The 14,351-nt window shown below is 34.8% G+C and carries 15 protein-coding genes and 1 pseudogene; 11 read left to right on the plus strand and 5 right to left on the minus strand.

The annotated features are described in order from the left end of the window. Both Q4Q16_RS08975 and Q4Q16_RS08980 read right to left on the minus strand, forming a co-directional pair. Nucleotides 1-315, minus strand: a pseudogene (locus tag Q4Q16_RS08975) (cation-transporting P-type ATPase); the annotation flags it as partial. 18 nt (nt 316-333) lie between these two features. Continuing rightward, nucleotides 334-705, minus strand: a complete 372-nt coding sequence (locus Q4Q16_RS08980) for a helix-turn-helix transcriptional regulator (protein ID WP_303347391.1) — start codon at nt 703-705, stop codon at nt 334-336. A 466-nt stretch (nt 706-1,171) separates the two neighbouring features. On the opposite strand from Q4Q16_RS08980, the gene Q4Q16_RS08985 reads away from it, so the two are divergent. Further along, nucleotides 1,172-1,888 carry a DUF4012 domain-containing protein gene (locus tag Q4Q16_RS08985; protein ID WP_303347392.1) on the plus strand — a complete coding sequence of 239 codons (717 nt, stop codon included), beginning with the start codon at nt 1,172-1,174 and terminating at the stop codon, nt 1,886-1,888. A 42-nt stretch (nt 1,889-1,930) separates the two neighbouring features. Here Q4Q16_RS08985 and Q4Q16_RS08990 read toward each other — a convergent pair whose 3' ends face one another. Both Q4Q16_RS08990 and Q4Q16_RS08995 read right to left on the minus strand, forming a co-directional pair. After that, on the minus strand, nt 1,931-4,120 hold the full coding sequence (locus tag Q4Q16_RS08990) for an ABC transporter permease (protein ID WP_303347393.1): 2,190 nt from the start codon (nt 4,118-4,120) through the stop codon (nt 1,931-1,933). 130 nt (nt 4,121-4,250) lie between these two features. Continuing rightward, nucleotides 4,251-4,955, minus strand: coding sequence for an ABC transporter ATP-binding protein (locus tag Q4Q16_RS08995; protein ID WP_303347394.1), 705 nt, complete (start codon nt 4,953-4,955; stop codon nt 4,251-4,253). Nucleotides 4,956-5,113: 158 nt separating this feature from the next. Here Q4Q16_RS08995 and hisA point away from each other — a divergent pair, with 158 nt between their 5' ends. The 5 genes from hisA to pyrI are packed head-to-tail and all read left to right on the plus strand — an operon-like array spanning nt 5,114 to nt 8,340. Beyond that, nucleotides 5,114-5,854 (plus strand): 1-(5-phosphoribosyl)-5-[(5-phosphoribosylamino)methylideneamino]imidazole-4-carboxamide isomerase, encoded by a 741-nt coding sequence (gene hisA / locus Q4Q16_RS09000; RefSeq protein ID WP_303347395.1) that lies wholly within the window; start codon nt 5,114-5,116, stop codon nt 5,852-5,854. Between the two features lies 1 nt (nt 5,855). Then, nucleotides 5,856-6,305: an adenylyltransferase/cytidyltransferase family protein gene (locus tag Q4Q16_RS09005; RefSeq protein WP_303347396.1), complete on the plus strand. Its 450-nt coding sequence runs from the start codon at nt 5,856-5,858 to the stop codon at nt 6,303-6,305. An 18-nt stretch (nt 6,306-6,323) separates the two neighbouring features. After that, the gene (gene argC, locus Q4Q16_RS09010) at nt 6,324-7,346 is read left to right on the plus strand and encodes an N-acetyl-gamma-glutamyl-phosphate reductase (RefSeq protein WP_303347397.1); all 1,023 of its coding nucleotides are present in this window, start codon (nt 6,324-6,326) and stop codon (nt 7,344-7,346) included. Nucleotides 7,347-7,359: 13 nt separating this feature from the next. Continuing rightward, nucleotides 7,360-7,854: a flavodoxin domain-containing protein gene (locus Q4Q16_RS09015; protein WP_303347398.1), complete on the plus strand. Its 495-nt coding sequence runs from the start codon at nt 7,360-7,362 to the stop codon at nt 7,852-7,854. Nucleotides 7,855-7,860: 6 nt separating this feature from the next. After that, a complete protein-coding gene (gene pyrI, locus Q4Q16_RS09020; protein WP_303347399.1) occupies nt 7,861-8,340 on the plus strand; it encodes an aspartate carbamoyltransferase regulatory subunit in 480 nt (159 codons plus the stop codon). Between the two features lie 4 nt (nt 8,341-8,344). Here the strand turns inward: pyrI and Q4Q16_RS09025 are convergent, their stop codons facing one another. After that, on the minus strand, nt 8,345-9,547 hold the full coding sequence (locus Q4Q16_RS09025) for a GMC family oxidoreductase N-terminal domain-containing protein (protein ID WP_303347400.1): 1,203 nt from the start codon (nt 9,545-9,547) through the stop codon (nt 8,345-8,347). Between the two features lie 104 nt (nt 9,548-9,651). Here Q4Q16_RS09025 and Q4Q16_RS09030 point away from each other — a divergent pair, with 104 nt between their 5' ends. The 5 genes from Q4Q16_RS09030 (at nt 9,652) to cas1 (ending at nt 14,118) form a co-directional block, all read left to right on the plus strand. Next, the gene (locus tag Q4Q16_RS09030; RefSeq protein WP_303347401.1) at nt 9,652-11,022 is read left to right on the plus strand and encodes a TldD/PmbA family protein; all 1,371 of its coding nucleotides are present in this window, start codon (nt 9,652-9,654) and stop codon (nt 11,020-11,022) included. Further along, complete coding sequence (locus Q4Q16_RS09035; protein WP_303347402.1) at nt 11,022-11,579, plus strand: TIGR00296 family protein; 558 nt, start codon at nt 11,022-11,024, stop codon at nt 11,577-11,579. The genes Q4Q16_RS09030 and Q4Q16_RS09035 overlap by 1 nt, the downstream gene beginning before the upstream one ends. 8 nt (nt 11,580-11,587) lie before the next feature. Then, nucleotides 11,588-12,607, plus strand: a complete 1,020-nt coding sequence (locus Q4Q16_RS09040; RefSeq protein ID WP_303347403.1) for an NOG1 family protein — start codon at nt 11,588-11,590, stop codon at nt 12,605-12,607. 241 nt (nt 12,608-12,848) lie between these two features. Further along, nucleotides 12,849-13,121, plus strand: coding sequence for a CRISPR-associated endonuclease Cas2 (gene cas2 / locus Q4Q16_RS09045; protein ID WP_303347404.1), 273 nt, complete (start codon nt 12,849-12,851; stop codon nt 13,119-13,121). Between the two features lies 1 nt (nt 13,122). Beyond that, the gene (gene cas1, locus Q4Q16_RS09050) at nt 13,123-14,118 is read left to right on the plus strand and encodes a CRISPR-associated endonuclease Cas1 (RefSeq protein ID WP_303347405.1); all 996 of its coding nucleotides are present in this window, start codon (nt 13,123-13,125) and stop codon (nt 14,116-14,118) included. Nucleotides 14,119-14,351 lie beyond the last annotated feature (233 nt).

The raw sequence follows: 14,351 nt of genomic DNA on the forward strand, positions 1-14,351 counted from the left end.
ATGCTCATGTTCATGGCTATGGTCATGTTCATGATCTTCGTGGTCATGACTATGATTATGATCATCATCTGCACAATCCGGACAACCGCAAAGACTTATATCCACATCTTCATCATAATCTATTTCTTCTCTGTGGTCATGAATACTTAAATCTGTATTTTTTTGATAGTCTCTTAATAACTGTTTATCATAATGATTGGAATCTTTACATTGAATTTCATCACAATTTGGATTAAAACAGATATAATTGTAATGTTCGGGATTGTAGCAGTTTTCTTCACTGCAATCCGCATCATAACATCTATTTTCCACCATTGTATCACCAATTAAAAATTATTCTAATATATGTTCCAAACCTACTTTGTAAATCATTTCAATATGAAGGTCTGTAAGAGAATATCTCGCCATTTTTCCTTCTTTTTGGTATTTGACAATATTATTTGCACGCAAAATTCTTAATTGATTTGAAACAGTAGTTTGGTTTAAATCAAGAGTTTCACAAATATCGCAAACACATAAATCCTCAATACTAAGCAGGGAAATAATTTTTAATCTTGTTGGATTTCCAAATATTTTAAAGAATTCTGACAGGTCGTTAAATTCATTTTCATCGGGGATGCGTTCTTTTATACGATTTACAACATCTTCGTGAGAATCGAATACTTCACATATGCCTTCTTTATTTTCAAGATTATTATTTTCCATAGTCATCACATATATTATCTATTTACATATTATGATATGTTTATGTATTTAAATGTATTCATATCATGATATCATGATATGTTATAGTAAAAAAATATTCGAAATTTCATCAAAAGTAATTAGATGGCAGTTACCAATCAGGTGGGAAAATGAAATGTTTTTTTATTTACAACATGAGCAATAGCTCAAAAAATTAGTTCATACACCAGAAAATCCGATGAATGTTAGGAATTGTCATCCCATACATTTTCAACCATTAACCTCAAAAAACCTGCCTAATTAAATATTGATTAATCATGCCCACCATCCATTAAATGGATATTGAAAAAAGAAAAATACTAAAAAACACTTTAAATTCTTTAAAATATATATAATGTAATTGAGATAATATTGGTATAAGATATTATTTTTATAACTTATTTAAAAATAAATATTCTGAATTTAAGTTTAGGATCGTGAACTGAAAATGAAAAGAAGCAAGAAACTAATAATTGCAATCCTTCTTGTAATATTCATAGGATTAATCGCTTATATTGCAGGCACATTATTTATGAGTCCCGATTTAACCCATGAAAGCAAGAACATATTAGTATTAGCATCTGACAAATACGAGCAATCCAATGGTGGAGTGGATATGGCTTTCATGATTCATCTTGAAAATGGTAGCCTGGCTAATTATACTCCAATCTATCCTGGGGGAATGACACATCCAACACAACCCGCTCCGGGCAATCTTCAGGGAAGAATGCTACTTCACGACTGTCTGTGGAACGGATTGGATTCAGGTATGCAAAATGCAAAAGAGATTGTAGAAGCAAATACCGGAATGCATGCAGATGCAGTAGTAGTTGTTTACGATGAAGGTATAGATAACATTATCGATTCCATTAGACCGCTTAAGGTAAATGGCGTTGAAACAAACCTTAGCGCAACTGACATTATTCGTCAAAATGATGCTTATGCAGGATATGCCGGAAATGAAAATGTTCCGGGAACACTGTCCAGAGCAGATGCAGTAATGGTATTAACTAAAGCTCTTGCAAATGCTGCTAAAGATCCTGTTAAAAAAAGTACAATGGTGGACGCTGCATTGAAAGAATATTCCAAAGGAAATATCATCATGCAACCGCAAGGATCATTTACAAAATTGCTTGCTACAAAAGGATTCGAAAACCTATCTTAATCTTTAAAGAATTTTTTTAATTCTTTAAAGAACTTTTTTTATTTATTCAACATCTTTTAAAGCTTCAACCATATTTAAACTTCTAATTTTATCTGAAAACATTAAATTAACAATAATGGATATTGAAAATGTTATTGCGGCTGATAAAATAATGTTTCCCCAGGTCAATGACGGAACATAATACAATGAATCTCCTGCAGCATCCATCATCAGCGTCATGAAATAAAAACCGAGAGGAATTCCTAAAATAAACCCTATAGCTGTAAAAAGTATGTTTTGAGTCAATAGCAGTTTTCTTAAAAAATTGGTTTTAAAACCCAAAACCTTCAAGGTTGCAATTTCCCTTTCCATTTCTGTAAATGAGAGGATTTCCAAATTATAAAGAACTAAAATGGCCAATAAAGCTGCAACAATTGTTACAACATAAACCATCATCATCACAGAAGCAGTCATTTCATTCCAATTTTCCTTTAAAGAATCCAATCTGGTAACCGATTTAATCGAATCGAAGTTTTCACCAAATTTCTCAGAAGTAACAATGCTGGTCGGTGTGAAATTTAGACCTTCATCTTCAATTGTGTCCGGAGACATTATCAGCCCTTGAGAAATCGGTTCTGCATGAATCTGACCAATTTCAGATTTAACCCAAACGTCACTTCCAACAATATGCCATTTGATTTTATCGCCGATGCTTAAGTTAAACTCTTCGGCTAGTTTAACAGAAATTGAAACATCCCCTTCCTTAATTTCAATCGGATTTCTATTGCTGTCTGTGTATGATATCAAATCCGTGTTGTTTGAAACTAAAACCAATGCCCTATCTTCCATATCCTCAGATTTAATCTCAATAGGCATCTGCATTATAAAACTGCCATTGGTTTCATTGGCAATATAATACAATTCGCCTGCGGAAGCATTATTGGAAATGACTAATTTTGACTCAAAATGATTGATGTCCTCATATTCCCATGTTCTTAAATCATTCATACTGTCGTTCATACCAAATGCTGCAATTAACAGTGCAACACAACCCATAACGCCAATAATTGCCATTAAAGCACGGAACCTGTTTCTTTTTGCATCACGCCAATTCCAACGAATATTGAAACTTAAATGTTTCCAGAATTTAGTTTTTTCAATTAAATTAGTTGAAGACAATTTAGGAGGTTTCGGCCTTAGAGTATTTGCAGGATTTTCTTTTGAAATGCTCCTGCAGGTCAGATAAGTAACCAATACAGAAGACAATACCAACAATACAACAACATATATAAAACTCATATCAAAACCAGGATTCCATTCCGGCAATGTGTAGCGGCTGCTCATTGTTGGATAAAACATCTGAGGAATAATAATCGGCCCGGCAATCATTCCTAAAATGGATCCCGTTAACACAGGGAAAAATCCATAAGAAATAAAATGCAATATTATGACACTATCTTTAAAACCCACAGCTTTTAAAATTCCGATTTGAGTTCTCTGATAACTTACAATCCTAGTCATTGTTGTTAAAAGTGTTAAAAATGTAATTATAATAAAAAGAATAGGGAAAATATCCCCCATCATCTTATGCTGCGCCATCTCTTCACCAAATTGAGATACGCTGACATGGTCTTTCTGTTTAGTAAATGACAAATAGCTAACAGAATCGTCAAGTTTTTCTTTAAAAACCGCGTCTGACTGGTTATATTTGACAAGGACCGTATCATATTTTATATCTGAAGGATACGCTTTATATGATAAATATGCAAATCCCAAATCTTCAAAATTAGGGGTGATTGATGTAGGTGATGATTCATAAACATATTCGGGAGAATAACCGATTCCCTTAATCTCCTTTTCAATGGTTTTGCCGTCAAATTCAAAGGATATGTTGTCCCCTACTTTTAACTCCTTTGCATCGGCAAAACGCTTGTCTAACCACACTCCTGACTCGTCATCAATGTCTATGTCTTTTCCCTGACTAACATAAAACTTGGAAATATCATTATTTTCCAGAAAATGCAGCGTGATATCAGGATTATTGTCAAATCCACCAATCGACTGGACTACCGCCTGCCTTTCAGATTGATATGCAATGTCATTTATTTTTTCAAAATCCGATTTATTAAAACTAGTTTTATGAATCCAACCATCAGCGAGATTAGTTTCATTGTAAAAATCTGAACTTGTTTGTTCAAGCCCATAATACTCACTGCAGATTCCGCAAAAAGCAAAAATACCTAAAAAAGCCATGAGAAATATGGCAATAAACTGCGATTTATTAAATTTTATATCCCTTAGCATTTTTTTAGATAACGACATACTATACTATATGAACTAAATATCATTTAAACTTAAAGATGAAAATGAATGCGGGTTGAGACTACCATTCGAGATTTTCAACTTTTTTTGGATTTTCATTAACAGCAATACTTTCGATTTGACCGTTCTTAATTCTAATTACTTTATCAGCGGCATCTGCCAGAATAGCATTGTGAGTAACTATAACTACCGTAGTATTATTGTTATTGCTCATATCCTGAAGTAAATTTAAAATCAGAACACCGGTTTTTGAATCGAGAGCCCCTGTCGGTTCGTCACATAAAAGCATAGTAGGGCATTTAGCAACAGCACGGGCAATTGATACCCTTTGCTGTTCACCACCAGATAATTGCGCCGGGAACTGATTAGCATGATTTTTAAGACCGACGGAATACAATACCTCCGAACCGTCAATATCCACATCAACAATATCCTTCATCAATTCAACATTCTCCAAAGCTGTCAAATTCGGAATCAAATTATAAAACTGGAAAATGAATCCGACATTTTTGGCCCTGTATACAGTCAGCTGATTGTCATCGAAAGATTCAATATGCCTGCCGTTAACGATAATCTGACCGGAAGTTACAGTATCAAGTCCTCCTAAAAGGTTTAGAAGTGTTGATTTGCCTGCACCGGAAGGTCCTAGAATTACAACAAATTCTCCTTCATCAATTGAAAAACTAACATCATTCATAGCTTTTAAAATGTTATCTCCGGATTTATACTCTTTATTTACATTTTTAAATTCTATAATTTCACACATGAATACTGCCCCGTTACTTACTTATCTATTTTTAAGATTATAATAAATAAATTATTTGGATTTGACAACATTTCATGAAAAATTTGAATACATTAGAAACATATAAAACATTTCAAAAACAAGAATTATATTATAATAAAAGTTTAGGAAAAATCCAAATGTCATTTAAAAAAGATGAAATGTTAATAATGCCTGCAGTTGACATAAAGAACGGGAAATGTGTACAGCTCGTTCAAGGCAAGCCCGGAAGTGAAATGGTGGAAATTGAGAATCCGGAACTTGTTGCAAGACATTGGCAGGATTTAGGAGCCAAATGCATCCATGTTATAGATTTAGATGGAACTATAGATGGAGTGGCTAATTTAACAGCTGTTAAAAAAATATTAAAAGAAGTTAGCGTCCCCATTCAACTTGGAGGAGGAATAAGAAGCATCGAATATGCGCGCCAGCTGTTGGATTTAGATATCGAAAGGTTAATAATCGGAACAATGGGCATTCAGCAGCCGCAGACCATTACTGAATTATCCGATGAATACGGTTCCGATAGAATAATGATTTCACTTGACAGCAAAGACAACAAAGTAGTCATTAAAGGATGGCAGGAAAAAATCGATAAAACACCAACTGAACTCTCGCAAGAGTTTAAAGAACATGGTGCAGGAAGTATTTTATTTACAAATGTTGATGTTGAAGGGCTTTTAGGAGGATTTTATACAAATCCTGTTGTTGAACTTAAAAAATCCGTAGACCTGCCGGTTGTATATTCCGGAGGGATTACAACAATCGATGACATTAAGAAATTAAATGAAAGCGGTGTGGATGGAATTGTAATCGGTTCTGCACTTTATAAAGATAAACTTGATTTAACTGAAGCTTTGAAATATCAAAAGAGGATTTAAAATGAAAGTAATGGCCACAGGAACATTTGATATACTTCACCCTGGACACGTATTATTTCTTGAAAAAGCTAAAGAACTGGGCGGAGATGATGCTGTTCTTGCAGTTGTAATAGCCAGGGATTCGACTGTAGAAAAAAGAAAAAGAATACCTATTATCCCTCAGGAACAGAGACTGGAAATGATAAAGAGTCTTAAGCCGGTTGATGAAGCATATCTGGGACATGCAGGAGACATGTTTAAGATTGTTGAAGAGATTAAACCTGATATAATTGCAATAGGCTCTGATCAGGACCATGATGTGGAAAAACTGCAAAAAGTTTTAGATGAAAGAGGAATAGACGCCAAAGCCATGCGTGTTGATGATTATATGTTTGGAGAACTTGACAGTACCTGCAAAATCATCAGAAGAATAAAACATACAGACTTTAAAGATAAAAATGGAGAATTATAGTAAGTAGGAGATTATAAAATGAAAAGTGCAGCTATTATCGGAGCAAGCGGATATACCGGCGGAGAGCTTTTAAGAATGCTCAGCGGACATCCTGACGTTGAAGTGACCGAAATCACTTCAAGAAAATTAGACGGCGAGCCAGTTCATAAAACCCACCCGCACATCAGAGATACCGGTTTGGTGTTTGAAGATAAAAAGCCATCAGAGTTGGATGCAGACGTTGTATTTACTGCAACTCCCCATGGTGCATCAATGAAGATTGTTCCGGAAATTTTAGAAACCGGCACCAAAGTAGTTGACTTAAGCGGAGATTACAGATATCGCGACACTGCCGTTTATGAAAAATGGTACGCAATGAAACATACTGATAAAAAAAATAAAGGAGCATTCGGACTTCCCGAAATATACAGAGAGACAATTAAAAAAGCGGATTTGGTGGCAAATCCGGGGTGTTTTCCAACCGGTGCAATTTTATCCTCATATCCTCTTGTTAAAAACAATCTGGTTGAAAGAATAGTTATTGACTCAAAAACAGGAGTTAGCGGAGCAGGAGTAAATCCTTCCAGCACAACACATTATCCAAATATTGCAGATAATGTAAATCCATATAAAATTTCTTCACACAGGCACATGTCTGAAATCCAACAGGAATTACACGGATTTGATGATGTTAAAGTTTCATTTACCCCTCACTTAACACCTGTCAATAGGGGAATCCAAACTACAAGCCACAGTTTCTTAAAAGAAGAACATTTAGACATTACTCCTGATGAAATTAGGACATTATACGAAAAAGAATACGGTGATGAATACTTTATCAAACTTATGGACGAAGGAGAAATACCGCATTTAAGTTCAGTTAGAGGTTCTAACTTTGTACATATCGGCGGATTTGAAATTGATGATACCGGAAGAGTGGTGATGCTGTCCTGTATTGACAATCTTGTTAAAGGAGCATCCGGCCAAGCTATTCAAAACATGAACATTCTACTTGGCATTGATGAAAGTGCAGGATTAACACACCTGGGTCTTCAACCTTAATGAGGTGATTAAAATGGCTACATTAATTATTTATTATTCCTATAGTGGAAAAACAGAATTAATAGCTAAAACTTTAGCAGTAAATTTGAAAACAGACATGGTTAAAATTCGCGACTTAAAAAAACGCAGCGGAGTTAAAAATAAATTATTAGCATCCATTCATGCATTCATGGAAAATAAAACTGAAATTAAACCTGCAAAAGTTGACTTAACCGATTATGACACTATAATATTCGGAACTCCAACTTGGGCTGGAAATCCCACTCCTGCTATTTTAACAATAATCGATAGATGCAATCTAACCGGAAAAGACGTGATTTTATTTGCTACTATGGACAATAATTACGGCGATACAAATATCGAAAGACTTGAAGAAAAAGCAAAAATGCGCGGAGGAAGAGTTATCGAGAGTTTCGCCATTTCCACCAAGAACAAGAGTCCTGAAAGATTAATCAGAGATATTGAAGCGATTATTGAAATGAAAGATTTGAAAATGTATACAAGGTAGATTAAATTGAGTGAGAATAACAAATCCGAATTAAAAATCAAAGCAATTGAGAACGGTACCGTAATTGACCATATTACTGCCAATAAAACATTGCATATCCTTAAAATTTTAAATCTCCCAGATAAGGAAATTAGAAATGTTACAGTGGCTATGAATGTGTCCTCTAAAGAAATGGGTAGAAAAGACATATTGAAAATTGAAAATAGGGAACTGGATCATGAGGAACTTAATCAGGTTGCTTTGATTGCACCAAAAGCTACAATCAACATTATTCGAGACTATAAACTTGTTAAAAAAGATAAAATCGTATTGCCTGAAAAGATTACATCAATTATTAAATGTACCAATCCCAAATGCATCACTAACTACGAAAACGAACCTATAACACCAATATTCAAGGTTGTTAATGATTGTCCAACTGTTGTTAGATGCCACTACTGCGAAAAATTAATAAAAACAGAAGATATTGATAAACAATTCGAATAATCTTCTATTTTTTTAAATAGTCAGCTAATCTTTTAGATAATGCAAGAATTGTTAATATCGGAGGTTTTCCTGGAGAAACGGGCAATACACTTGCATCGCAAACAAACAAATTTCCAATATTAGTTTCAAGATTGCTGTTTACAATCTCGCCGATTTTTGCAGTTCCTCCAGGATGGGCTCCCCTGTATACAGTTGATCCGATGGTTTTTGGATCAACCCCTGCCTTTTGTAAGATAAATCCTGCAGTGGCTGCTCCTTCTGCCAAATATCTTATATCATTGATTGTATTAATTTTAATAACGTCCCCATCATCAGTTACACGGCCTTTACACTCATCAAATGTTTTTACCATGATGCTGAGTATGTCTTTGTCAGTTGCTGAATCATCGATATTATCGCGAATAAATGATGAAAAATGAGGAGACAATACAAAATTATCGCCAATTACAAGTCCAGCCATTTGAACTTCAGTGTTAAAGCCAATATCTTTTAGAAATCCTCCAACAGTTACAAAGGGATCAAAGAATATCTCTTCACCTGCATTTAAAATTCCGGATTTTCTTAAAATTAGAGCAGATCCTATAGCCCCGGCAGACAGGATTACCTTATCTGCTTTTATGAATTCTTCCCTGTTATTTTTAACGTATTTAACACCGCACACATTATTATTTTCCACCAATACCTCTTTTACATCAGCTTCACAAATCAATGTTGCTCCATACTCCACTGCCTCATCAACAAAATCCTTTCCGGAAAATTTAGCATCAACAGGACATCCGAAAGCGCATTTCCCGCATTGTATGCATTTTTCTTCATTTATAGCTTTCGGCATTTTTAAAGTTTGAAGGCCAAGTTCATGTCCGGCATCCAGAAACGCCTCGGTGCCCTTTCCTATATGTGAATCGTCAAGAGGATGAACGCCTATCAGATTTTCAACATACTCGTATTCACCGGTTAAATCAATGCCATAATCCAACAATTCACTTTCAAGAGCCCTAACCATATTTGACATGGAAACGATAGTTGAACCGCCAATACATGTTGTTGTAAGCAAATCCACATCATTTGAATATTTATCATAATAATTAAATGCATCTTTAGAGTTTATATAAGGTCCTTTTTCCAAGACAGTTACATCCTCACCATCTTCTGCAAGTTCACGGGCCAGAATCCCCCCGCCTGCACCTGTACCTATAATAACAATCATCAAACCATCACCTAATTAAATTAATATTGCACATGGAAATATAAAAAAACTTTTATTTAATATGTAATTCATAATTTATAATGATTAATCTTTTGAGTGATAACATGGAAGAATATATTGGATTATTCGAAAAAGTTATAGCAAAAACAGGCTCCAGGACAGATTATGTCGATATCAGGGCAGGAATCGGAAACAACACTTCCATTTTAATGAAAGACGGAGATGTTGATGAAATCAACACAGGAATGGGCTTAGCTGCAAGAGTGAGAGTGTTACATAATGGAGCATGGGGTTTTGCATATACAACAGACTTATCAAAAATAAATGAAATAACTGAAACTGCTATTAAATTTTCAAATTCGCTGAAAGGAGATGTTGAATTAAGTAAAACAGAGCCTGTAAAGGATAAAGTATCAGTGGATGTTAAAATACCCTTTGAAGATATTTCAATTGAAGAAAAAAAAGATGTGATGAAGCAGGCAAGTGACGCGGCATCTCTCGACAAGGTCAACAGCATAAGCGTCAGCTATGGTGATAGTGAACTTAACGAATTGTTCATGAACAGCGAAGGCAGCGAAATTCAAGTGAAAAGCAGCAGAGTGAGAATGGCTTTAAACGCATCTGCAACTGACGGTGAAATCATTCAGTTCGGACATGGAAGTCTTGGAGGAGTTAAAGGATATGAGGCAATTGCCAATGAAGACATGGAGGAATTTGGAAGAAACATCGGACAAAAAGCCGTCAGATTACTTGATGCCAAACCTGCACCTTCCGGAAACTTCCCTGTGATTGCTGATCCTGAATTAACCGGAGTATTGATACATGAAGCATTAGGCCATGCTGTTGAAGGGGACCTGATTTTACAGAATGATTCAATTCTCAAAGACAAGATGGGCTGTCAGATTGCATCAGATATCGTCAACATCTTTGACGATGCAAGCTTAAAAGAAGGTTTTGGATATTACTCCTATGATGTGGAAGGAGTTAAAACTGCTCCGAATCAGTTAGTTAAGGATGGAAAATTAGTTTCACTTTTAAATTCAAGAGAAACCGCATCAAAATTAAAGATGAAATCTTCTGGAAATGCAAGATCACTGATTGCCGACCAGCCGATTGTGAGAATGAGCAACACATACTTACAGCCAGGAGACAATACCTTTGAAGAATTGCTGGAAGATATTCCTGACGGAATTTATCTTAAAGGTTCAAGGGGCGGCCAGGTAGATACAGGTAAAGGAATTTTCCAATTTAACGCTGCAGAAGGTTATCTGATTAAAAATGGCGAGATTACAACACCCCTAAGAGACGTTTCACTATCAGGCAATATCCTTGAAACACTAAAGAACATTGACGCTATAGGAAATGACTTTAAATTAAGTGTTGGATTTTGCGGAAAAGATGGTCAGACCGCACCTGTAGGTGATGGAGGACCGCATACAAGAATTTTAAACACACTTGTTGGAGGAATGGGATAATGATTAATAATGAATCAGGACAATACTTAGTAAAAATAGCTAAAGATGCTATCAAACAGCATTTGGAAACCGGAGAAAAAATAACTAAAGGCAAAAACTATCCTGCCGAATTAGATGAAAAATCAGGCGTTTTTGTAACACTGAATAAAAATAATAATCTGAGAGGCTGTATCGGATATGTCGAGCCAATTATGAGTGCAATTGAAGCAACAATCGATGTGGCTATTGCAGCAGCAGTTAGCGATCCGAGATTTCCGGAAGTCGGCTTAGATGAATTAGACGCAATAGATTTAGAAGTGACTGTTCTTACAAAACCGGAACTGATTGAAATAGCTCATTACAAGCAATATTTTGATGAAATCGAAATTGGGACTGACGGTTTAATAATACAGAAAGGTTATTCCAGAGGATTATTACTGCCTCAGGTGGCAACAGAGAACAAACTGGACATAGAAGGATTTTTAGAACACACATGTATGAAAGCAGGAATTAGTGCAGACAGCTGGATGGATGAAAGTTGTGACGTATATAAATTCCAGGGGCAAATTTTTAAATAGTGATTAAAATGATGATTCCAACCATACCTACTCCACAAGAATTACTTGACAAAGGATTCAGCAGAGGTAAAAAACAAGCAGACCTGTTAAGGGGTCAGAAGATACCTAAACATTTAAAAGGTAAAAGAATTGAAGAAAGAAGAGTTGTAACCTCCTGCCAGGTTATTAAAGATAAATTAAAATCAATTATAGATGCAGTTCCGGAAATTGAAAGCCTGCATCCATTCTATCAGGATTACATTGACATTACTGTTGGTGTCGATGATATGAAACAGGCATTAGGCGCTCTTAACTGGGCATATGGCATTATTACCCAGCTTGAAAAGGAATACGGTTCAAAGATCAGGAAAAATCCTTCTGAAAAATCAACAGCCATTCAGAAGCAGGCTTATGGAAGAATAGCTTCTGTCGTTAACAAAATCAAAAAGGATTTGGATTTCCTAGATTTTGCAAAACAGAATTTAAGAAATATGCCGACAATTGATTTTGATGCAACCACCATCGTCATTGCAGGTTTCCCGAATGTGGGAAAATCAACACTGCTGAGACAAATTACAGGAGCTGATCCTCAAGTTGCAAATTATCCTTTTACCACAAAGGGCATACAGATCGGACATACCGAGAGAAAATGGAAAAACGTTCAGATTATTGATACTCCGGGATTACTTGACAGACCTGTTTTGGAAATGAATGATATTGAAATGAATGCGATTGTTGCACTGGAGCACTTGGCTGACGCGATATTATTTATTTTTGACGCTTCCGAAACCTGCGGATTCCACTTGGAAAATCAGTATAATCTCTTAAAGCAGATTGAAAAAATCTTTTCAGAAATTCCTGTAATATACCTATTTAACAAGATGGACCTTATTGAAGAAACAGATTACCTTAAGGAGTTTGTTGACGATGAGGAAAATTCAATTTTCATATCTGCAATAGAAGGGGAAGGCATTGATAGGATTACTGCGAGAATTGACATGATTGAGAAAATAGACCGCACACCTGCTGAAGAAGACGAATATTACTGAAGTTGCTTTCAATGTAACTTTAAGTAATAACGATTATTCCGGCGGTCCTCCATAAGAAGCATTTTACATGATCGGGAAAGATGCTTTAAATCTTTTCAAAATCCACTACTTCTGGAGAAAATCTGATTCATTTAAGCCAAAACACAGCTCCGCCGGCAGATATTTTTTTTAAGTTTGATTACCAATTATCCCCGCCCAGGTTACCAATTTCTATTTATTCATTGAAGACCAAATAATCTTCATGTACACCATAGCTATTTTTGATGTTAGTTTCAAAACAAACAAGGAAAAGATTGAAAACGGTTTAAGACACTTCGGATTTAGAAAAATCCAAACCCACACATACATCGCAAAATTAAGTAACGCGGACTTGGAAATTTTTAAAAAGGAAATTGAATTGGCAGTCCGTGAAAAGGACAGCCTATTAATTTTGCCGATTTGCGATAAATGTTATTCAAAAAAGGAGTCTTTCGGAGAAATAAATTTCAGTGAAAAGCTATACAGGGTGTTTTAAAATGAATATTTTAATTGAAGGATTCAACAAATCGGTTCATAAAAAAGACAACCAGATTGTCATAAGGCAAAAAGACATTGTTTTGGATTCAATTAAAGCAAACCAAATATCCAGCTTAGTGATAATAGGAAAGGGATATGTGACATTTGATGCATTAACTTTAATGGCTGAAAATAATACTAAAGTAATCTCATTTGACTATACCGGAAAATTAAATTATTTGATGGAGTCACCGGACTGGAGAAATGTGAAAATTAAAAAACAGCAGTATTTGCTAAGTGAAAACAAAAAGGGCATAAACATATCCCGTGAAATAATAAAATCAAAAATGACAAATCAGAAATCAACATTAACAACACTCAACAAACGGCGAAAAATTAGCGAAATAGAAGAGATAAAAAATAACATTGCTCTTCAAATCAATGAATTAAATTCCATTAAACTGACAAATAATCATGAAAAGGTAAAGATGAAGATGATGGGATGCGAAGGAAAAGCATCAGCCTATTACTGGAGCGGGATAAAATTGCTAATCCCCGAAGACATCGGGTTTGAGAAAAGAACCAGAAAACCAACAGATTTATTAAATTCGATGCTGAACTACGGATATGCAATTTTAGCAAGCGAAATAACAAAATCCATATTAATAAATGGCCTGGATCCCTATTGCGGCTTCCTACATTTTGACATGGACAAAAGAACAAGTTTAACATATGACTTAATAGAAGATTTCAGACAGCAAATCGTTGACAAAACAGTGCTAAATCTTATCAGCCGAAGGCAGGTTACAGATGATGATTTGGATAAAAGAAACAATTCCATAAAATTAGAAAAGCGAAAACTGATTATTTCAAAAATTCAGGACAAAATACACTCAACAATAAAATATGGTGATGAAGAATTAACTTACCAGGAAATAATTAATAAACAAACTTCCGATTTAGTAAAAACTCTTTTAAATGATGAAAAATTTGAGGGATTCCATTTGCATTGGTGAGGACAACACAGGACTTTTTAGCTTGTAAAAGTTTGTCCTAAAAAAACTGTCAAACAGCATAATATATGAAGATATTTCTGATAATTTTTTGAGGACAACTGCAAAATTTTTAAGGAAAAAAATAATGACCTAGAAAAAATTTTAAAAGAAAGAAAATAAATAGGTTAAATAAGAAAAATAGAGAAAAATAATAAGTGTTTGAAACGAATGTTATTCTAAGTAATATTCAAAAC

The sequence above is a fragment of the Methanobrevibacter sp. genome (assembly GCF_030539875.1).
Taxonomy (GTDB): Archaea; Methanobacteriota; Methanobacteria; order Methanobacteriales; family Methanobacteriaceae; genus Methanocatella.

Bases quoted from the DNA above. Each gene is read 5' to 3' on its own strand.
- Q4Q16_RS08980 (WP_303347391.1), bottom strand. From the start codon at position 705: ATGGAAAATAATAATCTTGAAAATAAAGAAGGCATATGTGAAGTATTC.
- Q4Q16_RS08985 (WP_303347392.1), top strand. From the start codon at position 1,172: ATGAAAAGAAGCAAGAAACTAATAATTGCAATCCTTCTTGTAATATTC.
- Q4Q16_RS08990 (WP_303347393.1), bottom strand. From the start codon at position 4,120: ATGGCTTTTTTAGGTATTTTTGCTTTTTGCGGAATCTGCAGTGAGTAT.
- Q4Q16_RS08995 (WP_303347394.1), bottom strand. From the start codon at position 4,955: ATGTGTGAAATTATAGAATTTAAAAATGTAAATAAAGAGTATAAATCC.
- hisA (WP_303347395.1), top strand. From the start codon at position 5,114: ATGTCATTTAAAAAAGATGAAATGTTAATAATGCCTGCAGTTGACATA.
- Q4Q16_RS09005 (WP_303347396.1), top strand. From the start codon at position 5,856: ATGAAAGTAATGGCCACAGGAACATTTGATATACTTCACCCTGGACAC.
- argC (WP_303347397.1), top strand. From the start codon at position 6,324: ATGAAAAGTGCAGCTATTATCGGAGCAAGCGGATATACCGGCGGAGAG.
- Q4Q16_RS09015 (WP_303347398.1), top strand. From the start codon at position 7,360: ATGGCTACATTAATTATTTATTATTCCTATAGTGGAAAAACAGAATTA.
- Q4Q16_RS09025 (WP_303347400.1), bottom strand. From the start codon at position 9,547: ATGATTGTTATTATAGGTACAGGTGCAGGCGGGGGGATTCTGGCCCGT.
- Q4Q16_RS09030 (WP_303347401.1), top strand. From the start codon at position 9,652: ATGGAAGAATATATTGGATTATTCGAAAAAGTTATAGCAAAAACAGGC.
- Q4Q16_RS09035 (WP_303347402.1), top strand. From the start codon at position 11,022: ATGATTAATAATGAATCAGGACAATACTTAGTAAAAATAGCTAAAGAT.
- Q4Q16_RS09040 (WP_303347403.1), top strand. From the start codon at position 11,588: ATGATGATTCCAACCATACCTACTCCACAAGAATTACTTGACAAAGGA.
- cas2 (WP_303347404.1), top strand. From the start codon at position 12,849: ATGTACACCATAGCTATTTTTGATGTTAGTTTCAAAACAAACAAGGAA.
- cas1 (WP_303347405.1), top strand. From the start codon at position 13,123: ATGAATATTTTAATTGAAGGATTCAACAAATCGGTTCATAAAAAAGAC.